Origin of the sequence: Geothrix sp. (assembly GCF_020622065.1) — a bacterium.
GTDB lineage: Bacteria > Acidobacteriota > Holophagae > Holophagales > Holophagaceae > Geothrix.
This window is the reverse complement of sequence record NZ_JAHRYQ010000002.1, coordinates 527,983-549,133: the sequence shown is the minus strand read 5'-3', so window position 1 is coordinate 549,133 and position 21,151 is coordinate 527,983. Positions and strand designations below refer to the sequence as shown.

16 protein-coding genes are annotated in these 21,151 nt (G+C 68.5%); 2 read left to right on the top strand and 14 right to left on the bottom strand.

The window, feature by feature from the left end; all coding sequences use genetic code 11:
- The first annotated feature begins 33 nt into the window (after positions 1-33).
- Positions 34-1,695: a gamma-glutamyltransferase gene (ggt, locus tag QZ647_RS11945; RefSeq protein ID WP_291272377.1), complete on the top strand. Its 1,662-nt coding sequence runs from the start codon at positions 34-36 to the stop codon at positions 1,693-1,695.
- Between the two features lie 20 nt (positions 1,696-1,715).
- Here the strand turns inward: ggt and QZ647_RS11940 are convergent, their stop codons facing one another.
- The 4 genes from QZ647_RS11940 to QZ647_RS11925 all read right to left on the bottom strand — a co-directional run bounded on the left by QZ647_RS11940 (position 1,716) and on the right by QZ647_RS11925 (position 8,961).
- Positions 1,716-2,126, bottom strand: a complete 411-nt coding sequence (locus tag QZ647_RS11940) for a bacteriohemerythrin (RefSeq protein ID WP_286355112.1) — start codon at positions 2,124-2,126, stop codon at positions 1,716-1,718.
- 182 nt (positions 2,127-2,308) lie between these two features.
- Positions 2,309-4,675 carry a prolyl oligopeptidase family serine peptidase gene (locus QZ647_RS11935; RefSeq protein WP_291272376.1) on the bottom strand — a complete coding sequence of 789 codons (2,367 nt, stop codon included), beginning with the start codon at positions 4,673-4,675 and terminating at the stop codon, positions 2,309-2,311.
- A gap of 105 nt (positions 4,676-4,780) precedes the next feature.
- On the bottom strand, positions 4,781-7,834 hold the full coding sequence (locus QZ647_RS11930; RefSeq protein ID WP_291272375.1) for an SMC family ATPase: 3,054 nt from the start codon (positions 7,832-7,834) through the stop codon (positions 4,781-4,783).
- Entirely contained in the window at positions 7,831-8,961 is a 1,131-nt protein-coding gene (locus QZ647_RS11925) for an exonuclease SbcCD subunit D (RefSeq protein WP_291272374.1), read from the bottom strand. Before QZ647_RS11925 ends, QZ647_RS11930 begins: the two co-directional genes overlap by 4 nt.
- A gap of 178 nt (positions 8,962-9,139) precedes the next feature.
- On the opposite strand from QZ647_RS11925, the gene QZ647_RS11920 reads away from it, so the two are divergent.
- Positions 9,140-9,637 (top strand): polymer-forming cytoskeletal protein, encoded by a 498-nt coding sequence (locus QZ647_RS11920; RefSeq protein WP_291272373.1) that lies wholly within the window; start codon positions 9,140-9,142, stop codon positions 9,635-9,637.
- 83 nt (positions 9,638-9,720) lie between these two features.
- Here the strand turns inward: QZ647_RS11920 and QZ647_RS11915 are convergent, their stop codons facing one another.
- The 10 genes from QZ647_RS11915 to sufB form a co-directional block, all read right to left on the bottom strand.
- Positions 9,721-12,063: a pentapeptide repeat-containing protein gene (locus QZ647_RS11915; RefSeq protein WP_291272372.1), complete on the bottom strand. Its 2,343-nt coding sequence runs from the start codon at positions 12,061-12,063 to the stop codon at positions 9,721-9,723.
- Positions 12,064-12,290: 227 nt separating this feature from the next.
- Complete coding sequence (locus QZ647_RS11910; protein WP_286355118.1) at positions 12,291-14,048, bottom strand: 30S ribosomal protein S1; 1,758 nt, start codon at positions 14,046-14,048, stop codon at positions 12,291-12,293.
- Positions 14,049-14,189: 141 nt separating this feature from the next.
- The gene (locus QZ647_RS11905) at positions 14,190-14,546 is read right to left on the bottom strand and encodes a cytochrome c3 family protein (RefSeq protein ID WP_291272371.1); all 357 of its coding nucleotides are present in this window, start codon (positions 14,544-14,546) and stop codon (positions 14,190-14,192) included.
- Between the two features lie 93 nt (positions 14,547-14,639).
- Entirely contained in the window at positions 14,640-15,173 is a 534-nt protein-coding gene (locus QZ647_RS11900; RefSeq protein WP_291272370.1) for a hypothetical protein, read from the bottom strand.
- 220 nt (positions 15,174-15,393) lie between these two features.
- Positions 15,394-15,954 carry a NifU family protein gene (locus QZ647_RS11895; RefSeq protein ID WP_291272369.1) on the bottom strand — a complete coding sequence of 187 codons (561 nt, stop codon included), beginning with the start codon at positions 15,952-15,954 and terminating at the stop codon, positions 15,394-15,396.
- Positions 15,955-15,956: 2 nt separating this feature from the next.
- The gene (gene sufU, locus QZ647_RS11890) at positions 15,957-16,406 is read right to left on the bottom strand and encodes a Fe-S cluster assembly sulfur transfer protein SufU (protein ID WP_291272368.1); all 450 of its coding nucleotides are present in this window, start codon (positions 16,404-16,406) and stop codon (positions 15,957-15,959) included.
- The gene (locus tag QZ647_RS11885) at positions 16,403-17,638 is read right to left on the bottom strand and encodes a cysteine desulfurase (protein ID WP_291272367.1); all 1,236 of its coding nucleotides are present in this window, start codon (positions 17,636-17,638) and stop codon (positions 16,403-16,405) included. The genes sufU and QZ647_RS11885 overlap by 4 nt, the downstream gene beginning before the upstream one ends.
- Positions 17,635-18,915, bottom strand: coding sequence for a Fe-S cluster assembly protein SufD (gene sufD, locus QZ647_RS11880; RefSeq protein WP_291272366.1), 1,281 nt, complete (start codon positions 18,913-18,915; stop codon positions 17,635-17,637). The genes QZ647_RS11885 and sufD overlap by 4 nt, the downstream gene beginning before the upstream one ends.
- Positions 18,912-19,676, bottom strand: coding sequence for a Fe-S cluster assembly ATPase SufC (gene sufC, locus QZ647_RS11875; protein WP_291272365.1), 765 nt, complete (start codon positions 19,674-19,676; stop codon positions 18,912-18,914). The genes sufD and sufC overlap by 4 nt, the downstream gene beginning before the upstream one ends.
- A 14-nt stretch (positions 19,677-19,690) precedes the next feature.
- On the bottom strand, positions 19,691-21,130 hold the full coding sequence (gene sufB / locus QZ647_RS11870; protein WP_291272364.1) for a Fe-S cluster assembly protein SufB: 1,440 nt from the start codon (positions 21,128-21,130) through the stop codon (positions 19,691-19,693).
- Positions 21,131-21,151: the final 21 nt, after the last annotated feature.

Sequence of the window (21,151 nt, the reverse complement as noted above, 5' to 3'; positions counted from 1 at the left end):
GACAGACTCTAGGGACCATCTCCTGGAGCTTCCGTGCGCATTCGTCCGATCTTCTCCCTGCTCCTCGCGCTGGCGGTTTCGGCCCAGGCCCCCGTCGGCAGGCCGGGGGGCGTGGTGGTGAGCCAGGAGCGGCTGGCCTCGGAGGCCGGGGCCCAGGTGCTTCGGGAGGGGGGCACTGCGGTGGATGCGGCCGTGGCCACGGCCTTCGCCCTGGCGGTGGTGCATCCCGCGGCAGGCAACCTGGGCGGTGGGGGCTTCCTGCTGTCGAGGTCGGCCGGAGGCCAGTCCTCCTTCGTCGATTTCCGGGAGACGGCCCCGGCCGCGGCCCATCCCCGCATGTGGCAGAAGGAGGGCGTCTACGACGAGGCCCGGCACCACCAGAGCCTGGCGGCCGTGGGCATTCCCGGCACCGTGGCGGGCCTGCGCGAGGCCTGGAAGCGGGAAGGCCGCCTGCCCTGGGCGCGCCTCCTGCGGCCCGCCATCCGCCTGGCCCAGGAAGGTTTCGTGCTGACCGAGAACCAGGCTGCCAGCCTGGCGGAGCAGCTGCCCGCCTTCCGCGTCCATGCACCCACCCTGGCCCAGTTCAGCCGGAAGGGCGAGCCGTACCGGGCCGGGGACCGGCTGGTGCAGCGGGACCTCGCCCGCACCCTGGCCCGCTTGTCGAAGGACTGGACGGAGTTCTACCGGGGCCGTACCGCCGCGCTCATCGTGCGCGACATGAAGGCGGGGGGCGGCCTGATCACGGCCTCGGACCTGCGGACCTACCGGCCCGTACTGCGCGAGCCCCTGCGGGGGACCTACCGTGGCCTCGAGCTGCTCGCCGCGCCGCCGCCCAGCTCCGGCGGCCAGGTGCTGATCGAGACCTTGAACATGCTCGAGGGCTACGACCTGAAGGCCCTGGGCGCCGGGTCTCCCGCGGCCATCCATCTGGCCGCCGAGGCGCTGCGCCGCGCCTTCGCCGATCGGGCCCAGTACCTCGGCGATCCGGCCTTCAATCCGGAGCTCCCGCTGGCCCGGCTGCTCTCCAAGGCCCATGCCGCGGAGCTGCGGACGACCATCTCGCGGGAGCGTGCGTCGGCCTCGGCGCCGGACCGCTTCACCTGGCCGAAGGACCGCCCCGACACCACGCACCTTTCCGTGGTCGACCGCCAGGGCAATGCCGTGAGCCTCACCTACACCCTGGAGGACAGCTACGGCCTCAAGCGCATCGTGCCGGGCGCGGGCTTCCTGTTGAACAACGAGCTGGGTGATTTCAATGCCGTTCCGGGCCTGACGGACGCCACGGGCCGCATCGGCACGGCGCCCAATCTCGCCCAGCCCGGGAAACGGCCCCTGTCCAGCATGTGCCCCGTGATCCTCGTGCAGGCTGGCGCGGTGTTCATGGTGAGCGGCAGTCCCGGGGGGCGCACCATTCCCAGCACGGTGCTGAACACGGTGCTCCAGGTCGTGGATTTCGGCCTGGACGCCCGCGCCGCGGTGGACGCGCCGCGCTTCCACCACCAGTGGCTGCCGGATCGCCTCCAGGTGGAGGCGGACCTGCCGGTGGCCGCCAAGGAGGCTCTGAAGGCGAGAGGACATGTCCTCAAGGAGGTGGCGCGGCAGGGCTGCGCCCAGGTGATCCTCGTGCAGGACGGGGTCCCCCGGGGCGCGGCGGATGCGAAGCGCTGGTCCGACAGCGGCGTGGCGACCGAGTAGGTCCGCCCTGGAGACCCGTCCTAGGCGACGGCGCCCTTCTCCTTGAGGAAGGCGCCCAGGGCCATGTCCTCGCCCTGGATGTGCTTGACCAGCCAGTCCTCGAGGAAGCTCAGGACGGACGAGGTGAGGACCACCTTGCCGGCCTGGTAGTTCGCGATCAGGTCACCGACCTCCTTCACGAGATCGGCGTGGATGGCGCAGTGGGTGTTGGTGCCGGGATAGCGGTGGGCGATCATCATGCGCTCTTCGCCCTTGAAGTGCTCCACGGTGTAGTCCTTCAGGAAGAGCAGGGTCTTCTCGATCTCATCCTTGCCCTTGCCCTGCTTCATCGCGGCGTGCAGGCGGTTCAGGGCTTCCACGAGGGAGCGGTGCTCCGAATCGATCTTGGCGTGACCGACTTCCAGGGTGGGACGCCATTCCATGTAGGCCATGTGCTTTGCTCCATTGGTCCAAACGCCCGCTCCGGCGGGGCGGAGGTCAGGTTATTCGGTGGAGCCGATGGAAGCCTAGTATTTGGATACCAGGATGTGATTTATGTCATAAGGCGCGTCGATGCTGTCTTTAAATGTGAAATTTGCGTGAACAGAATGACTTCTGTGTGACCCCAGATGCCTCAGGAGCCGGACTCGCCCTTCAGGTGGCGATCGAACCAGCGGAGCATTTCCCACAGGGTGTGCTCGATGGATTCGCGGGCGATGTAGCCGTGGCTCTCGAGGGGCAAGGTGACATAGCGGACGGTCTGTCCGTTGCCCTTCAGGGCCGCGTAGAGCCGCTCGCTCTGCATGGGGAAGGTGCCGGAGTTGTTGTCGGCCTCGCCATGGATGAGCAGGATCGGCGCGTTGAACTTGTTGGCCGCCATGAAGGGCGACACCTTCAGGTACATCTCTGGCGCTTCCCACAGGGTGCGGCGCTCGCTCTGGAATCCGAAGGGGGTGAGCGTGCGGTTGTAGGCGCCGCTGCGGGCGATGCCCGCCTTGAAGAGGGTCGAGTGCGCGAGCAGGTTGGCGGTCATGAAGGCGCCGTAGCTGTGGCCACCCACGCCCACGCGCTTGGGATCGATGACGCCCAGCTCGTCCGCCTTGTCGATGGCGGCCTTGGCGCTGGCGACCACCTGGTCGAGGTAGGTGTCGTTCACGGTCTGCGGATCGCCCACGACGGGCATGGTCGTGTTGTCCAGCACCACATAGCCCGACAGCAGGAAGAAGAGGTGGGACATGCCGCCGAGGGTTGTGAAGCGGTCGGTGGAACCGCTCACCTGGCCCGCGGTGGCGGCGTCGGTGAACTCCATCGGATAGGCCCAGATCACGGCGGGGCGGCGCTCGCCGGCCTTGTAGTCGGGCGGCAGGTACATCGTGAAGCTGAGGGCCACGCCGTCGGGCCGCGTGTACTTCACGAGCTTCTTCTGGATTTTCCGAAGGTCGGGCAAGGGATCCGCGAAGGCGGTCAGGGCCCTCGCCCCGGCTCCGTGAAGGACATAATTCGGTGCTTCCGCGGGGCTCTCGCGACGGGTGATGAAGCGGCCGTCCGGCAGCAGGGCCGCAGGGGACTCGAAGACGCCTTCGCTGCAGTGGAAGAGCCGTTCGGCCTTCAGCGTCGTGGAGTCGAAGCGGTCCAGGAAGGGGCGGTCGCCGGCAGCCGTGGCGCCGGATCCGGTGAGGAGCAGGGCACTGCCCTGCTGCCGCAGGGCCATGTGCCCGTTGGTCAGCAGGCGCTGGGCGAAGGCCCCGGGGTCGCGGTATTTGTCGTTGCTGCTGAGGTCGAAGGCCAGGCGCGCCTCGGCGGGCTTGGATGGATCCAGCAGCCAGGTCCGGGTCCAACGGCGGTCGCGCTCGTATTCCCGCACCACGGCCAGGTGGCCGCCTTCGCCCCAGTCCAGACCGCTCAGCCGGGCCTTGAGGCGGAGCCACTCCGTGGGCGCGGCCTGGAAGGGCGCGGCCTGCAGAAGGAGGCGGTCACGGAAGTCGGCCTTGCGCTTGGGATCACCGCCGTCCAAGGCCTCGACCCAGGCCAGCGTGGCGGGTTCCGTGGGCCGCCAGTGGAGGCGGCGGGGGCCCGTGCGCACACCTTCGAGGGGAATGCCCTCGGCCAGCGGCAGGTCGGCGGCCGTGTGGACGAGCGCGCCGCTGCGATCCCAGACCTCCTCGCGCACCGGGAACTGCGAGGCCGGCACCAGGAAGGAGAAGGGCCGTCGGAGCCGCGCCACGAGGATCCATTGGCCACCCGGCGCGGGCTGCACATTGGCGTAGAGGCCGGGCTTGCCAAGGGGCGTGGCGGTGCCGCTGGTCAGGTTCACGCGCACCAGCTGGGACTGGCCCAGGAACTCGAAGAGGGTCTCGTCGTGGGCGTTCTGGAGCAGATCCTGGTAGGTGGGGGCGGGGGCGGCCTTGCCCTCGTTCTCCTGGATGCGGGGCCCCACCGGCACCTCGGGCGCCCGGGGGACGGGACCCTGGCCGGCGGGCACGGCCTTGCAGAGCAGGCTGCCGTCCGGCATCCAATCCAGGGGATCGCCCAGGGTGGCATTCAGCTTCAGGCCCTCGACCCGGTGGAGCTTGCCGGTGCCAGCCTCGCCCACCCACAGCTCCGTGGCGTCCGCCGTGGTCCCGAGCAGCACGAAGCGGGCGCCGTCCGGCGACCAGCGGGGCTGGCCCAGCAGGATGCCCGGGGGCAGGGCGATGGGCCGGGCGGGCCCGCCCTTCAGATCCTGGATGGCCAGGGCTTTCAGCCGCGTCGGGTTGTGGGGACCCCGGGTTCGCGGATTCAGGCGCAGGCCAGCCAGCCGGACCATGGGCTGGGCGAGATCCTTGATGGGGGGATGGCGGGCGACCTCGGCCAGGAGGAAGCGGTCCCCCGTCGGGCTCGCGAGGAGGGTGGGCGTCCCGGGGGCATCGAGGACAGCCTGGATGGCCTTGGGCGCTTTCTGGTAGGGCGCCGGTTGGGCAACCAGGGCGAGGCTCAGGAAAGGCGCGAGGGGTCGCAACATGCTCGGCTCCGGGGAATGTCCAGGAGCCTACCATGTCATGCGAGGTATCGGTTGAGCGCGGGGCCGATCTTGCGTGGGACCCGTCTTGGGAAGGGTTTGCCGGAGCTACTCGATCCGGAAGCGGGCGTGGCTCCCACCGGGGCCGGGCGTGACCTCCAGGCGGGCGGGGATGCGGGCCTTCACTTCCTCCAGGTGGCTGATGAGGCCCACCAGGCGGCCGCCCTGGTTCAGGTCCTCGAGGGTGCGGAGGGCCAGATCCAGGGCCTCGGAGTCCAGGCTGCCGAAGCCCTCGTCGATGAACACCGTGTCGAGGCGGATGCCGCCCGCATGGCGCTGCACGACATCCGATAGACCCAGCGCCAGCGCCAAGCTGGCCTGGAAGCCCTCACCGCCCGAAAGGGAGCTCACGGCCCGGGCACGGCCCGTGTGGCTGTCGGTGATCTCCAGCTGAAGGCCGCCGGCCTTCCGCAGGTCCGTGCTGACCGTGGCCCGGCGCAGGGCGTAGCGCTGCTTGCTCATGCGGCGCAGGCGCTCCGAGGCCGAGATGAGCACTTCGTCGAGGATGGCGCCCTGGACGAAGCGCTCGAAGGAGACGCGGTCGCCCTCCTCGCCGCGGGCCACGCGGGCCAGACTGGCCGCGGCGCGGTGGCGGCGCTCCTCCGCCTCGCGTTTGGCCTCCAGGCGGGTGAGGGCCGTCTCCAGCCGCTGCAGGGCGGCCTGTTCGGACTGGGCGCGGCCCAGGGCCTCGCCCGTGGCGGAGAACCGGGCCTGGGCGCTGTCCCGGGCCGTCTGGAGGGCGGGCAGATCCGGGGCCTCCAGTCCCTCGGCCAGGGCCTCGGCGCGGGCAGAGCGGTCCCTCGCGGCGGCGGTTTCCGCGGCATGGGTCTCGAGGGAGGCCGCCAGGGATTCCATCTCCCCGGCACTGCGCCGGGCCAGGTCGAAATCCGTCCGGCCGTGGAAGTGGGCGGCGGCCAGGGCGTCTTCAAAGGCGCCGTTGGCATTCCAGGAATCGGTCCGCGCCGCCTCCAGGCGCCCGCCGTGGGCCTTCAGCTCAGCCTGGGCCTGCATGGCCGCAGCCTGGGCCGGTTCCCGGGCGGCGCGCGCGGCCTTGAGGCGGGCCTCGGATTCGGCCAGGGCCTCCTCGGCCTCGCGCCGCCGCGTGGAGAGGGCGCCCGGCACGCGCAGTTCCTGGAGCAGGGCATCCTCGAGAAGCTGCATCCGGGCCTTGGCCCCGGCCTCCTGGACCATCAGATCGGAGAGCCGCTGGTTCGTCTCGGAAAGCTGGGCCTCCGACAGGTTCCGCGCGGCCTCGGCCTCGGCCAGCCGCTGCTCCGCCCGGGCCAGGCCCGCCTCGGCGGAGCGGCTGCGGTCCAGGTCCTCCCGGTGCCGCGTTTCGAAGATGGACAGGTCCTCCAGGCTGATGCCCACATGCTCGCCCAGTCGCTCGGCCAGGTCCTGGCGCCGGGCCCGGGCCGTGTCCAGGGCGGCCCGGCGGGAGGCGGCAGCATCCTGGGCGCGGGCCTGGGCGGTCTCCGCATCCTCCTGCTGTTCCTGCGACTGACGCATCTCCTGGTCGTCTGGGAGGTCCGCCGAAGGCAGGGCCGGGTGGGGGTGGGCTTCGCTGCCGCAGACGGGACAGGGCTGGCCGGGATGGAGGTCGCGGGCCAGCCGGGCGGCCTGGGCGGCCAGCCGCTGCTCCTGCAGGCCCCGGTGGCGCTCCCGGGCAGCCTGGACGGCCTGTTGGGTGGCCAGCAGGGTTTCCTGGGCCGCTTCCAGGGCTGTGGCGGCGCGATCCACCGCTTCGATGGCCCGGTCCAGATCCTCCCGCTGGGAGCGTCGCTGGCGGACCAGCACCAGCAGTCCCTCGCGACCCGCCAGCTGGGAAGCCTCGGTGCGCGTCTCCTGCAGGAGGAGCCGCTGCTGGGAGAGTTCCTGCTTGGAAGTCTCGACCCGACGCTTCTGCCAGCCCGCCAAGTCCTCCAGTCGGCTCCGCTCCAGGGCCGCTTCCCGGGCCTCCTGCCGCGCCTGCTCCAGGGCCTCCAGCTTGGGCTCGAGGTCCCTCAGCCGCTGGATGGTCCGGCGCAGCTCTTCGCGGCGCACCTCGTGCTGCTCGGCGTCCGTCAGGACGGCTTCCGCGCGGGCCAGATCCTGGGCCCGCTCGTCGGCGAGAGCCGCGAGGCGCGCCTCTTCCTGCTCGAGTTCCTGGATGCGGGCGAGGCTCTCCTCCAGACGGACCGCCGCGGGCGTGACGGCTTCGCAGCGGCGGGCCCGCTCCAGCTCCGTGCGGCGGGCGTCCATGATGCGGGAGAGGCCCTGGAGGCGCGTGATTTCAGCCCGGGCGGCCTCGCGCTCCGCCAGCCGCTCGGCGGCGCGGGAGCCTTCGTTCAGGGCTGTGTCGGCCCGCTCAAGGAGGCCGCTGGCTTCCACCTGCTCGAGGCCCAGGGCTTCCAGCCGGGTCGCGGTGGCCTGGAGCAGGCCCGGGAGATCCTGGGCGGCGGCCACGCCGGCCTGCGCGAGGAGCTGACGGGTTTCCGCGTGGGCCGTGCGCAGGGCTTCCTTGAGGACCCTCTCCTCGTCGGCCAGGGCCTCGCTGATGCGGGCGTAGCGGATGGTCTGGAAGAGGGTCTGGAGGATCGCCTGGCGCTCGGCGGACCCGGCGAGCATGAACTCCTGGAAGCGGCCCTGGGGCAGCAGGACCACCTGCCGGAACTGGCTGGCCTTGAAGCCCAGCAGGTCGGCCACTTTCGCATCCACCGCCGTGGGCTTCTCCGTGGCGAGCGGGACTTCGGCCTCGCCCTGCAGCTCCCACAGGTTCGCGGCATAGGGCTGTTTCTTGGTGCCCTCGCCGCGCTGCCGGGGCACCTGCTGCTCTGGCGACCGCTCCACCCGGTACCGCCGGTCGCCCAGGGCGAAGTCGAAGACCACCTGCGTGGGGATGTCGGCGGCGGCGAAGTGGCTGCGGAGGTCGCGGGTCTCGCGCAGGCCCCCGCTGGTCTCGCCGTAAAGGGCGTAGCTGATGCCGTCCAGGAGGCTGGTCTTGCCGGCGCCGGTGGGCCCGTGGATGAGGAAGAAGCTCTGATCCTTCAGATCCGCGAAATCGAGTTCCTGCCGTCCCGCATAGGGGCCGAAGGCCTCCAGGGTGAGCTTGAGGGGCTTCACTCGGCGGCCTCCCCGGACAGGGCCCGGCCCGCCACCTCCTGGAAGAGGGCCCGTTCGGCCTCGTCCATGTCCCGCCCGGCGCTGTCGCGGAAGAAGGTCTCGAAGAGGGCCGCCGGGTCGAGCTCCCGGTCCACGGAGGGCACCACCTCCTGCGGCAGTGCCGGGGTGGCCGGGGCGGGCTGGATGCCGAGGATGTTGGGGTAGATCTGGCGCAGGCGGGCCATGGCATCCAGCACCGGGCCCTCATCCAGCAGTTCCAGGAATAAATAGTCCCCGGCCTCGCCATGGGGGCCGCGCATCAGATCCTCGAAGCGGCCCCGCAGCCGGCGGAGGTCGCGGCGGGGGCTGAAGGGGAGGGGCTCGGTGCGGACCGGGCCGTGATCCGGCAGCTCCACCAGGGTGAGGGCCTTCACATGGCCCGCCTCGGAAGCACTGTATTTCAAGAGGCTGCCGGCATAGCGCACCTGGGCGTAGCCCGCCTCCTGGGGTCGGTGCAGATGGCCCAGGGCGGCGTAATCGCAGGCCTTGAACAGGGCCGCGTCCACTTCGCCCGTGCCGCCGACGGCCAGGCCCAGTTCCGAATCAGAGCCCTCGCCCCCCGCGACGAAAGCATGCGCCACGGCCACGAAGCGGCGGCCCGCGGGATGGTTCGCGCGCGCCCGGGCCAGCTGGGCGGCGAGAGCGTCCTGGTGGGTGCGGATGGCGTCGTCCTGGAACGCATGGCGGGCCGTGGCGGGATCCGCGTAGGGCATGAGATGGAAGGCCGCGTTGCCGATCAGCACCGGCGAGGCCCCGGCCCCGAGGGGGCCGGCCACATGGAGGCCCTGGGTCTCCAGGAAGCCGGAGGCGAACCCCAGGCGCTCCGGGCTGTCGTGGTTGCCCGCGATGATCAGCACGGGCACGCCGAGGCCGCGCACGAGGCGGTCCAGCGCGTCATCCAGCAGGGCCACTGCCTCCTTCGGGGGCACCGCGCGGTCATAGAGATCCCCGGCGACCACCAGAGCCTCGGCGCGGGTCTCCTTCACCATGGCGGCCACCTGGTCGAGGGCGTGGGCCTGGTCGTCCAGGAGGTTGGCGTTGCAGAGGGTCTTGCCGAGATGCCAATCGGAGGTGTGGAGGAATCGCATGGGGTTCCGCAGGGGGCGAGCAGGGTAGGTGCTGGCTCCGAGTATTGCATCCCAGGCGTGGATCGGGGCCGCTCTCAAGTTCCCCGGGGCTCCGGGCCGATAGGATGTTGACCTTCTGCACGGAAGAAGGAGGTGCCATCCTGGTCACTCCCTCCCTTCCCCCGGTCTGAGGAGGCTCATGTTCAGCCGCAGAAAGAACGACGCAACCTCGCGGGCGGCCTCCGCGCCGGCCTCGACGGTGCTGGGCGCGGGCTCCCGGTGGCAGGGGGAGATCCGCACGGGGACGACCAGCCTGCGGGTTGAGGGGGAAGTGGAAGGCACCATCCTGAGCGAAGGTCAGGTCACGATCGCCGCCGGAGGCCTGGTGCGCGGCGCCATCCATGCCCGGCGGCTCGCGGTGATGGGCCGCGCGGAAGGCGTGGTCAAGGTGGAGGAATGCCTCGAGATTCTGGGTGCAGGCTGGGTCGAGGGTGAGGTGGAACTCGGCACGCTGGTGGTGGACGAGGGTGGGACCCTGGTCGGCAGCTGCGTGCGACACACCCTCCCGCCCGTGGAGAAGGCGCCGGTGCCGCTGGTGCCGCGCAAGGAGGAACGGACCGTGGACCGCTACGGCCATCCCGCCAGCGGCACGCACGACTTCACGCCCTCTGGTCGGGGCCCCGACTGGAAGTTCTAGCAGCCCGGGATTTCGGGCCGTTGCAGAGGTGGCGATTCCGGGGCGCTTGGCGCCGGTTGGTTCAGCGCTGGACGCCGGTCAGCTTAGCGCTTGGCGCCAGTCAGGTTGGTGGCGTCGAGGTTGGCTTCATCCAGGTTCGCCTCGCGCAGGTCGGCCCCGCCCAGGTTGGCACCGCTGAGCTTGGCCCGGTTGAGGTTCGCCCGGCCCAGATTGGCGCCGCTGAGGTTGGCCCAGACCATGTTCGCGCCGTTGAGGTTGGCGGCACTCAGGTCGGCGCCATCGAGGCTGGCGTCGATGAGGTTGGTGTGGCGCAGGTCCGCACCGGAGAGGTTCGCACCGGAGAGGTTCGCGCCGGAGAGGTTCGCGCCGTCCAGGTAGGCGTCCTGCAGGATGGTCTCGCGGAGGTCCGCCCCGCAGAGGTTCGCGCCGTCGAGGTTGGCCTGCCGGAGGTCCGTGTTCTTGAGCGAGGTCTGGCGGAGATCCACGCCACGGAGGTCGGCCCACACGAGGCTGGCGCCCGTGAGATCGGCGTTCACGAGATTCGCCTCGTTCAGGTTGGCCTGATAGAGGTTCGCGCCGCTGAGGTTGGCCCGGTTCAAGTTGGAATTGCTGAGGTTGGTGCGGTACTCGCCGCGGGATTCCGTGGGCAGGGAGGCCAGATTGGCTTCGCGCAGGTTCGCGCCCTCCAGGTTGCAGGCGAAGAAATTCGTGCCGCTGAAGTCCGAGTTGCGCAGGTCGGCGCTGGCGAGGTCGCTGCCGCTGAGATCCGCACCCAGGGCCTGGGCGCCGCGCAGGATGGCGCCCTTGAGCTTGGCGCCCGTGAGGTTGGCGCCGTTCAGGACGGCGCGGTTGAGATCCATACCTTCGAGGGCGAAGCCGCTGAGGTCCACGCCCGACAGGTTGGCGCCCGTGAGGACGGCCCGGTCCAGGGTGGCCCCGCGGAGGTTGGCGGCGAAGAGGTTGGCCTCGTGCAGGTTCGCGCTGAGGATGCTGCCGGCGAGGTCGGCCCCGGAGAGGTCGGCCCCGGAGAGGTCAGCCCCGCAGAGGTTGGCGGTGCGGAGGTCGTCACCGCTGAGCTTCGCGCCGCGGAGGTTCGCACCGCCCAGGTGGGTCTCCTGGAGCTTGGCGCCGCTGAACAGCGCCCCGGCGAGGTTGGCGCCATCGAGGTTGGTCTGGGCGAGGTCCGCCCGGGAGAGGTCCGCGCCCTTCATGTTCTTGCGGGAGAGGTCCACGCTGGCCAGGTTGGCGCCCACGAGCAGGGTGCCCACCAGCACCGCGCCGTCCAGCTGGGCCCCCGTGAGGCTGGCGCCGGTCAGGTTCGCGCCGCTGAGGTTGGCCCCGCCGAGGTTGATGTCGCGCAGGTCGGCGCCCGTGAGATCCGCTTCCCGGAGGTCGGTGTTGCTCAGGACCGCGCCGCCCAGCTGGGCTGCGCCGAGGTTGGCGCCGGCGAGCACCGCGCCGCTGAGGTTGCAGCCGCTGAGGTCGGCCTTCTGGAGGTTGGCGCCATGCAGGTCCGCACCCTCCAGGTTGGCCTGGCGCAGCACGGTCTCGGCCAAGTCGGCCCGGCTGAGGTTCGTGCGCCCCAGGTCCATGGCGCGGAGGTTCGTGCCGTGGAGGTTGGCGCCACTGAGGTTCGCGCCCTTGAGCTTGGGCACATCGTCTTTTTCGTATTTCAGGATGTCGAGGTTGCGGAGGTCCGCGCCGGCCAGGTTGGCGCCGCTGAGGTTCGTGCCCTTCAGGTTGGCCCGGCTCAGGTTCGCGCCCTCGAGGTTGGCCTCGGTGAGGCTGGCCCAGTGGAGATCGGCGTCGGCCAGGTTGCTGCCGCCCAGGTTCGCGAGGTTCAGGTTGGCCCCGCCCAGGGTGGCGCCCAGGAGGCTGGCGCCGGAGAGGTTGGCCTTGGCGAGGTTCGCCCCCACCAGGTTGGCCTGTCCGAGGTTGGCGCCTTCGAGGTCCGCGCCCTCCAGCACCGTCTGGCGGAGGTCGGCCCCGCTGAGGTCGGCCCCGCGGAGGTTCTTCCCGCTCAGGTCCAGGCCCGTGAGGATGACGCCGCTGAGGATGGCGCCGGCGAGGCTGGCCCCGCGGAGGTTGGGCACGGTGGCCGGTTCGTACTGCTGGATGTCGAAGAAGGTGAGGTCGGCGCCGCTGAGGTTGGCTCCCGCGAAGTTCGCCCCCGCGAGCCGGGCGCGGCTGAGGTTGGCGCCTTCAAGATCGGCTTCGTCGAGGTTGGCCAGCCGCAGGTCCGCGCCGATGAGGCTGGCGCCGCAGAGCCGGGTTTCGTTGAGGACGGCGCCCGCGAGGTTGGCCTCGGAGAGGTTCGCCCCAGTGAAGTCAAAGCCCCGCAAATCGAGGCCGCTCAGATCGGCGCGCTGGAAGTTCTTCCCCGACTTGAGGATGAAGACTACTTCCTTCCGGGTAAGTTCGCTCATGGAGCTTCCTTTGCGGCTTGGATCGACATTCGATTAATCCCGAGTTTATCCAGCACGCTTGGGGCGCGCCACAGGATTTAGGCCCATTCCGGAATGGAGGGGGAGGCTAAATCCCGCGGCCCGCAAGCCTTTGCGGCTTGGTCCCGGGCGGCTGTGAAAAAACACCCACTAGGTCGAGAACGATGAAGCCCCCTCGCGGGGGCTCCATCCGTGGAACGGGCTGGGGACTACTCCCGCTCGGCCTTGTTGAACGCGTCGGCCAGGGTCGCCTTCTTGAACTCGGGCTGGCGGGCCTTGGCGGCCTCGAAATCGCCGCGCTCCATGTCCTGCTCCAACTGCTTGACGGAGAGGCCGATGCGGCGCTCGGTGGGATCGAGCTTCACGATCTTCATGGTGAGCTCCTGGCCGGCGGTGAACTCCTTCTGGATGTCCTCCACCCGCTTGCGGCTCAGCTCGGACACATGGACCAGGCCCTCGATGCCGTCGCCGAGGTCGACGAAGGCGCCGAAGTCGGTCAGGCGGGCGATCTTGCCGGTGATGACGGCGCCCACATTGTGGTTCTCGAAGAAGATCTCCCAGACATTGGGCTCCATCTGCTTCACGCCGAGGCTCATGCGCTGGGCCAGGGGGTCCAGGTTGAGGACCTTGGCGGTGACGCTGTCGCCCTTCTTCACGATCTCGCCGGGGTGCTTGATCTTCTTGGTCCAGCTGAAGTCGGACACATGGATCAGGCCGTCGATGCCCTCTTCCAGTTCGACGAAGGCACCGAACTCCGTGATGTTGCGCACGGTGCCCGTGACGATCATGCCGGGCTGGTACTTCTCGGCGATGGCCATCCAGGGGTTGGGGGTGATCTGCTTCATACCGAGGCTGATGCGGCGGTTCTCGCTGTCCACCTGCAGGATCAGGGCCTCGACCTGGTCGCCCAGGTTGACCATGCCCTTGGCGGACTTGACCTTCTTCGTCCAGCTCATCTCGGAGACATGGACGAGGCCCTCAATGCCGGGCTCCAGTTCCACGAATGCACCGTAGTCTGTGATCGAGACGACCTTGCCCTTGACGGTGGCCTGGATGGGATAGCGCTCCTCGACGGAGAGCCAGGGATCCGGGAACTTCTGCTTGTAGCCGAGGCTGACGCGCTCGGTGTCCTTGTCATACTTGAGCACGGCCACTTCGACCTTGTCGCCCACCTGGAACATCTCGCTGGGGTGGTTGAGCCGGCCCCAGGACATGTCGGTGATGTGCAGCAGGCCGTCCACACCGCCGAGGTCGACGAAGGCGCCGTATTCGGTGATGTTCTTGATGGCGCCCTCGACCAGCTTGCCTTCCTCGAGGCCCGCCAGGGTCTCTTCCTTCAGGCTCGCGTTGATGGTCTCGAGGAACAGCTTGCGCGACAGGACGATGTTGCCCCGGCGGCGGTTGACCTTGATGACCTTCATGTCGAAGGACTTGCCGAGGTAGGGATCCAGGTTGCGGACGGGCTTCATGTCCACCTGGCTGCCGGGCAGGAAGGCGCGGATGCCGATGTCCACGGCCAGGCCGCCCTTGACCTTCTCGAGCACGGTGCCGTGCACGGTCATGTTGGAACGGAAGGCCTTCTCGACCTCGTCCCAGATCTTCATCTTCTCGGCGCGCTCGCGGCTGAGGCGCACATTGCCGTTGGCGTCCTCGAGCATCTCGAGCAGCACTTCAACGACATCGCCCACCTGGACGCCCTGGGTGCCATCGGGGTTGTTGAACTCGTCCAGATTGACGGTGCCCGACCCCTTGTAGCCGATGTCGATGATGACATCCTTGCCGCGGATCTCCACGACGACGCCACGGACGACCTCTTCCTCGCGGAGACCGCGGGTCTCGCCCTGCAGCGCGGCCATGAACTCCTGGCCTTCCGCGCTGTCGTCCTCGACATAACCCGCGTCGAGCACGGTGATGCGGCCCATCTGCTTGGAGCCCAGGCCTTTGATGATTGATTCTAACTTGGACATGTAAGTCCACCTCGTTTGGTTGCGCCCACGCTCTGGTGGTGCGCTGGAATCCCGGCACACGAAGTCCGGCAGAACGAACAGACTACCGAGGAACCCCTGGGGGGGCCAGGGAAAAGGCTGCCATTCAGGCCCGGCCTGCTCTTACTTCGCCGTGAACTTGAACTTCCCCTTGTGGCATTCGAGGCACTTGACGACCGGGGGCTGGTGCTGCCGGTGGCATTCAGTGCAGCTGATCTCCCCCAGGTGGGAGTCGTGGGGGTTCACCGGCAGGTGCTTGGTGACTTCCTTCATGGCCGGGTAGTCGCCATGGCAGGCCATGCAGGAATCGGAAGCCACGGCCTTCTGGGTGGGCTTCTCCTCGTGGTGGCAGTTGAAGCAGTGGACGCCGGCCTTCGCATGGTGCTCGGGCAGCTTGCGGGTCGCGGGAGCCTGGGCCAGGGCGGGGATCGCCCCGAGGAGGCCGCAGAGGAGGAGGGCGAAGCAACGGGCGTGGGTCATGGCAGTTCCAAAAAAGGCCCGTCGGCGCGACGCCTCTTGGTCCAGAAGCAGTGTACAGGATGCCCGTGCCGATCGGAGCCGGCCGCCGGGGCCTTACTGCCGAAGCAGGGTCATCCCGTTGGTCGCGGTGTATTCCCGCTGGCTGTAGATGCCGTTCCAGGTGTAATCGAAGGTGCCGGTGAGGATGTCCGTCGTGAAGTTGAACACCCCGGCGGGGGTGGTCCCGTTGTACAGGGTCAGCCGGGTGGAGCTGATGACCCCGGTGAGGAACATGGGGGAGACCTCGGGGACCAGGATCGGGTTTGCGCAGGCGGTGGCGGATACGGGGGCGTAGGTCCCGCGGGTGAAGCTCATCTGGACATACACATGGTTCTCGTCGGAGCCCGCTGTGATGACGAAGGTCACCGTCCAGGGCTGGGTGCCGGCCAGCATCATCGTATTGAGGGCGTTGCTGCAGGAGTCGGTGCTGATGTTGACCGTGGTGGGAAGGGGCGCCTTCCAGGTGCCGACAAGGGGGCGGGCCGGGGTCAGGACCGGGGCGTTCTGACCATCACCGGCGCCTCCGCAGGACCAAGCCAAGGACAACAGAACCAGGGCACCCGCCGGACGGGCGAAGTGGATGGACATGAGACCTCCCTTCGAGTTCGGGATGCGCGACCACCAGGAAGGGCCATCGCGCAAGGAGTTGGGCAAGTCGGCAAGGGGCTGTGGACCCAGTCTACTCCCGCAGGGTGCAAAGATAACGGATCTTTGTGTCTTCTAAAAAGCGCCGCCCCCCTCCTGCCTGGCCACAGGGATTCTCCGGAGGGCCTGCGCTGCGGCTCCAACCCAGGGGTGCCGGGCGAACTCAGACCGAGATCACCACGATTTCGGGGTCCACTTCCTTCTGCAGCATGCCCTCGATGGCGACCAGGGTGCCGGTGAGGCTGGCGGGGCAGCTGCCGCAGGCGCCCATGTAGCGGATCATCACCTGCTTCTCATGGCGCCCCACCAGCTCGAGGCCGCCGCCGTCCGCCGCCAGGGCCGGCAGGATGGCGCTTTCCAGCACCATGCGGATGTCTTTCAGCATGGGATCGTTCTCATCCTCGATCTTGGTGAAGACTCGCGGCGCTCCCGGGGCGCTGGCCTGGCCCCCACCCGCGCCCGCGGCCGCGCGGATGGGCGCGGCGAGCAGGGGCAGCATCTCGGGCCAGCCCTTGTCGTCGGTCTTGGTGACGGTGAGGAACTTGTCCTGCATGAAGACGGAAGTGACATTCCCCACGGCGAAGAGGTTCTTGGCCAGTTCGTCGTGCTCGGCGGTTTCCGCATTGGGGAAGGACTTGGGGAAGCCCACGGCCACGGATTCCTTCAACACGAACTTCACCGCGTTGGGGTTGGGGGTGTATTCGATTTCAGCGATTTTTGGCATGGCTATTCCGTCGAGGCTTCGGCTTCGCCCTTGAGCGCGGCGTGGAGGGTGGCCCAGGGGAGGACGGCGCACTTCACGCGGCTGGGCAGATCCTTGACCCCGCTGAAGAGGGTGAGCTTTCCCAGGAGGGGCGTCTGGGCGCCGGGCTCCAGCTCGCCGCGCACCATGCCGCGGAACTGCTCGGCCATGGCCTCGGCCTCGGCCACGGGCCGACCTTTCACAGCGCCGGTCATGAGGCTGGCGCTGGCCACATCGATGGCGCAGCCGCTGCCTTGGAACTTGATCTCCTGCACCAGGCCGTCCTCGATCACCAGGGTCAGGTCCAACTGGTCCCCGCAGAGCGGATTGTGCCCCTCCGCGTGGTGGGTGCAGGCTTCAAGCTTCCCGAAGTTCCGGGGCTTCTTGTTGTGTTCCAGGATCACCTGCTGGTACAGCTCGCGGGGGTCGCTCATTTGAACAACTCGATCGCCTTCAATACGGCGGAAATGAGCACATCCACTTCCTCGCGGGTGTTGAAGTACGCGAAGGAGGCGCGGGTGGTGGCGGGGACCTTGAAGCGGGTCATGACGGGCTGGGCGCAGTGGTGGCCGGCGCGGACCACGACGCCCTCGCCGTCCAGCAGGCTGCCCATGTCGTGGGGATGGATGCCGTCCACCACGAAGGAGATCACGCTGGCCTTGTCCTTGGCGGTCCCCAGGATGCGCAGGCCGGGGATGCCCGTCAGGCGCTCGGTGGCGTAGACCAGCAGGTCGTGCTCGTGGGCGGCGATGCGATCCAGGCCGAGGGTCTCGAGGTAGTCGATGGCCGCACCCAGGCCGATGGCCGCGGCGATGGGCGGCGTGCCCGCCTCGAACTTCCCCGGGGCGGCCATGTAGGTGGTCTTCTCCCAGGAGACGGAGCGGATCATGTTGCCCCCGCCATGCCAGGGCGGCATGGCCTCGAGGAGGGCCAGCTTCCCGTAGAGCACGCCGATGCCCGTGGGGCCGGAGAGCTTGTGGCCGCTGAAGACATAAAAGTCGGCGTCCAGGTCCTTCACATCCACCTTCAGGTGAGGTACGGCCTGGGCGCCGTCCACCAGGACGGGCACGCCCTTGGCGTGGGCCCGGGCGATGATCTCCTTCACGGGATTCACGGTGCCGAGGACATTGCTGACATGGACCACGCCGACGATCTTCGTGCGCTCGGTCAGGAGCTCATCGAGCGAATCGAGGAGCAGCTCGCCCGCATCGTTCATGGGGATGACCTTGATGGTGGCGCCCTTCTCCTCGGCCAGCATCTGCCAGGGCACGATGTTGGCGTGGTGCTCCATGGCCGACAGGAGGATTTCGTCGCCCGCCTTCACCACCCTGCGGCCGAAGGTCTGGGCCACGAGGTTGATGGACTCCGTGGTGCCGCGGGTCCAGACGATCTCCTTGACGGAACCGGCGCTGATAAACCGGCGCACCTTCTCGCGGGCCGCCTCGTAGAAGTCGGTGGCCTCCTGGCTGAGGGTGCTCACGCCCCGGTGGACATTGGTGTGCTCTTCCCGCTGGTACCGCGTCATGCGATCGATGACCGGAATGGGCATCTGGCCGCTCACGGCGCTGTCGAGGTAGACCACGGGCTTGCCGTGCAGGATGCGGGAGAGCAGGGGGAAGTCCTTGCGGACCGCCGCCATGTCGAGGGTTTTCAGGTCGACGCTCATCCGAGGTCCCCCAGCGAAGTGGCCTGGGTGCGGGCCATGACAAGCTGGCGCAGGGCCCGACGCAGGCTGGCCACGGGAATGTGGGTGAGCACATCGGCCGCGAAGCCGTAGGTGAGCAGGTTCCGGGCATCGTCGGCGTTCAGGCCCCGGCTCTGGAGGTAGAACAGCTCCTCGGGATCGAGCTGTCCCACCGTGGCGCCGTGGCTGCACTTCACATCGTCGGCGTAGATCTCCAGCTGGGGCTTGGTGTCGACCCGGGCGGATCCGGAGAGGAGCAGGTTGCGGCTCTGCTGCTTCGCATCCGTGCCCTGGGCATGGGGAGCCACGCGGACCTGACCGTTGAAGATGGCGCGCGCCTTGCCATCCACGATGCACTTGTGCAGCTGGTGGCTGAGGGCGTTCGGTTCCGCGTGGAGCATGAAGCTGTGCGTGTCGGCGACCTGGGGACCGTCCAGCAGGGCCAGGCCATCGAGGCTGGCTTCGGCCCCCTCGGCCAGGCGCACCCAGGGTTCCTGCCGGGACAGCCGGGCTCCGAAGCTGAGGGTGCGGGAATGGTACTGACCGCCCTTGGCGATCTCGGCCTTCAGGGTGCCCAGGTGGAAGGCCTCCAGATCCTCCCGCTGCACGCGCTCATGGCGGAGGATCGCGCCCTCGGCCACGCGGACCTCGACCACGGGGCAGCTCAGGTAGGTGCCTTCGCCGTGGTGCTCTTCCACCAGCTCAAGCTCGGATCCGCGCTCCAGGACCACCAGCACCCGGGGAAAGGTGGCCACGGGCGCCGCGGCCTGCGTGATGAAGAGGAGGTGCAGGGGCAGTGCCACCTTCAGGTTCTTCGGCACCAGGATCACGGCGCCGTCCTCGAACCGGGCGGTGTTCAGATCCGCGAACGGGCCCATCTCCGTGCCGGCCCCCACACTGCCGAGCGCGTGGCAGGCCTCGCTGGCAGTGGACATGGGGAAGAAGCGCACGCCGGCCGGCACGGCCGAGGTGCAGCTGGCATGGGGGGCGTGGTGCCCGTTCACGAAGACCTGACGCGTGCCCACCATTTCGGGGAGCAGGTGGCCGCTGATGTCGACGGCGGCCTTGGGGGCGGGTCCAAAACTGAGGCCAGAGAGGGGCTTCAGATCCGTGTATTTCCAGTCCTCGTCGGCGGTGGTGGGCAGGTCCCGGCCCGCCAGGCGAACCTCCGCCTCCACCCGCAGGGTCTCCCACTCAGCGGGCCGGGGCCCGCTGAGCAGATCCACCAGCAGGTTGGAACCAGCGGCGACCGTGGTCATCGGGCGCCCCCGGCGGCGGCCTCTTCCAGGACCCAGTCATAGCCTCGGTCCTCGAGCTCCGTGGCCAGCTCCTTGCCGGCGCTCTTGAGGATGCGGCCGCCGGAGAGCACATGCACGAACTGGGGCTGGATGGTCTCCAGGATGCGGGGGAAGTGGGTGATGATCAGCAGGGCACGGTCCGCGCGCTGGAGCTTGTTCACGGCGTCGCCGAGCACCCGCAGGGCGTCGATGTCCAGGCCGCTGTCCAGCTCGTCCAGGATGGCCAGCTTGGGTTCCAGCACGGCCATCTGGAGGATCTCGTTGCGCTTCTTCTCGCCGCCTGAGAAGCCTTCGTTGAGGCTGCGGTCCAGGAACTCCTCGCGCATGGCCACGAGCTTGATCTTCTCGTGGATGAAGTCGTCGAACTCGAGGGGATCCAGCTCGTCGCGGCCCTCGGCCTCGGCCTTCTTGTTGTAGGCCAGACGCAGGAAGGCGGCGTTGCTCACGCCGGGCACCTCGATGGGGTGCTGGAAGCCCATGAAGATCCCCGCGCGCGCGCGGGCATCGGGCTCGAGCTCGAAGAGGTTCCGACCCTCGAAGAGCACCTCGCCGCCGGTGACTTCGTAGGCCGGATGGCCCACCAGCACCTTGCCGAGGGTGGATTTGCCCGAGCCGTTGGGGCCCATGATGGCGTGGATCTCCCCGGCCTTGATCTCCAGGTCGATCCCCTTCAGCACCGGCGTGCCGTTGATCGAGGCGGTGAGGCTTTTTATGGACAGCATGGGCACTCCGAGGGTCATCCGACACTTCCTTCGAGCTTGAGCGACAGCAGCTTGGTGGCTTCGACGGCAAACTCCATGGGGAGTTCGCGGAAGACATCCTTGCAGAAGCCGTTGATGATCATGCTGATGGCCTCCTCAGCCGGGATGCCACGCTGTTGGAAGTAGAGCAGCTGCTCTTCCCCGATCTTGCTGGTGGTGGCCTCGTGCTCCACCTGGGCGCTGCGGTTCAGCACCTCGATGTAGGGGAAGGTGCTGGCGCTGCAGGCCTGGCCGATGAGCATGGAGTCGCACTGGCTGAAGTTGCGGGCGCCCTCGGCTTTCGGCTGCACCTTCACCAGGCCGCGGTAGCTGTTGGAGCTCTCGCCGGCGCTGATGCCCTTGCTGACGATGGTGCTCTTCGTGTTGCGGCCGATGTGGATCATCTTGGTGCCGGTGTCGGCCTGCTGCTTGTGGTTGGTGAGGGCCACGCTGTAGAACTCGCCGATGCTGTCGTCGCCCAGCAGCACGCAGCTGGGGTACTTCCAGGTGATGGCGCTGCCGGTCTCCACCTGGGTCCAGCTGATGTGGGAGCCCTTGCCCTTGCAGAGGCCGCGCTTGGTGACGAAGTTGAAGATGCCGCCCACGCCGTTCTTGTCGCCGGCGTACCAGTTCTGCACGGTGCTGTATTTGATGGAGGCATGATCCAGGGCCACGAGTTCCACCACGGCCGCATGCAGCTGATTGGTGTCGAACTGGGGCGCGGTGCAGCCTTCCAGGTAGCTGACGCTGGCGCCCTCCTCGGCCACGATCAGCGTGCGCTCGAACTGGCCCGACTCCTTGTTGTTGATGCGGAAGTAGGTGCTCAGATCCATGGGGCAGGCCACGCCCTTGGGGATGAAGACGAAGCTGCCGTCCGTGAACACGGCGCTGTTGAGGGCGGCGTAGAAGTTGTCGGAGGGGGGCACCACGCTGCCCAGGTACTGCTTCACCAGGTCCGGGTGGGACTTCACGGCCTCGCTGAAGCTGCAGAAGATGATGCCCACCGTGGCCAGCTTCTCCCGGTAGGTGGTGGTCACGCTGACGGAGTCGAAGACCACATCCACGGCCACGCCCGCCAGGGCCTCCTGCTCATGGAGGGGGACGCCGAGCTTCTCGAAGGTGCGCTTCAGTTCGGGATCCACCTCGTCCATGGAGGCGTACTTGGGTGCCTTGGGCCGGGGGGCGCTGTAGTAGACGATCTTCTGGAAGTCGGGCTTCGGATAGTCGACCTTGGCCCACTCGGGCTCGGTCATGGTCAGCCAATGCCGGTAGGCCTTGAGGCGGAACTCCAGCAGCCAGTCGGGCTCACCCTTCTTGGCCGAGATGAAGCGGATCACATCCTCGTTGAGCCCGGCCGCGACGCTGTCCGCCTCGATGTCCGTCACGAAGCCGTACTTGTATTCCTGGCTGGTGACCACATTCAAGGTGGTGCTCATCGCCGTCTCCCGTGAGGCACA

Excerpts from the sequence above, each read along its gene's own strand:
- sufU (WP_291272368.1), bottom strand. The coding sequence starts at position 16,406 with ATGAGCGACCCCCGCGAGCTGTACCAGCAGGTGATCCTGGAACACAAC.
- sufD (WP_291272366.1), bottom strand. The coding sequence starts at position 18,915 with ATGACCACGGTCGCCGCTGGTTCCAACCTGCTGGTGGATCTGCTCAGC.
- QZ647_RS11935 (WP_291272376.1), bottom strand. The coding sequence starts at position 4,675 with ATGTTGCGACCCCTCGCGCCTTTCCTGAGCCTCGCCCTGGTTGCCCAA.
- QZ647_RS11895 (WP_291272369.1), bottom strand. The coding sequence starts at position 15,954 with ATGCCAAAAATCGCTGAAATCGAATACACCCCCAACCCCAACGCGGTG.
- QZ647_RS11900 (WP_291272370.1), bottom strand. The coding sequence starts at position 15,173 with ATGTCCATCCACTTCGCCCGTCCGGCGGGTGCCCTGGTTCTGTTGTCC.
- sufC (WP_291272365.1), bottom strand. The coding sequence starts at position 19,676 with ATGCTGTCCATAAAAAGCCTCACCGCCTCGATCAACGGCACGCCGGTG.
- QZ647_RS11885 (WP_291272367.1), bottom strand. The coding sequence starts at position 17,638 with ATGAGCGTCGACCTGAAAACCCTCGACATGGCGGCGGTCCGCAAGGAC.
- QZ647_RS11915 (WP_291272372.1), bottom strand. The coding sequence starts at position 12,063 with ATGAGCGAACTTACCCGGAAGGAAGTAGTCTTCATCCTCAAGTCGGGG.
- QZ647_RS11910 (WP_286355118.1), bottom strand. The coding sequence starts at position 14,048 with ATGTCCAAGTTAGAATCAATCATCAAAGGCCTGGGCTCCAAGCAGATG.
- QZ647_RS11905 (WP_291272371.1), bottom strand. The coding sequence starts at position 14,546 with ATGACCCACGCCCGTTGCTTCGCCCTCCTCCTCTGCGGCCTCCTCGGG.
- QZ647_RS11920 (WP_291272373.1), top strand. The coding sequence starts at position 9,140 with ATGTTCAGCCGCAGAAAGAACGACGCAACCTCGCGGGCGGCCTCCGCG.
- sufB (WP_291272364.1), bottom strand. The coding sequence starts at position 21,130 with ATGAGCACCACCTTGAATGTGGTCACCAGCCAGGAATACAAGTACGGC.
- QZ647_RS11940 (WP_286355112.1), bottom strand. The coding sequence starts at position 2,126 with ATGGCCTACATGGAATGGCGTCCCACCCTGGAAGTCGGTCACGCCAAG.
- QZ647_RS11925 (WP_291272374.1), bottom strand. The coding sequence starts at position 8,961 with ATGCGATTCCTCCACACCTCCGATTGGCATCTCGGCAAGACCCTCTGC.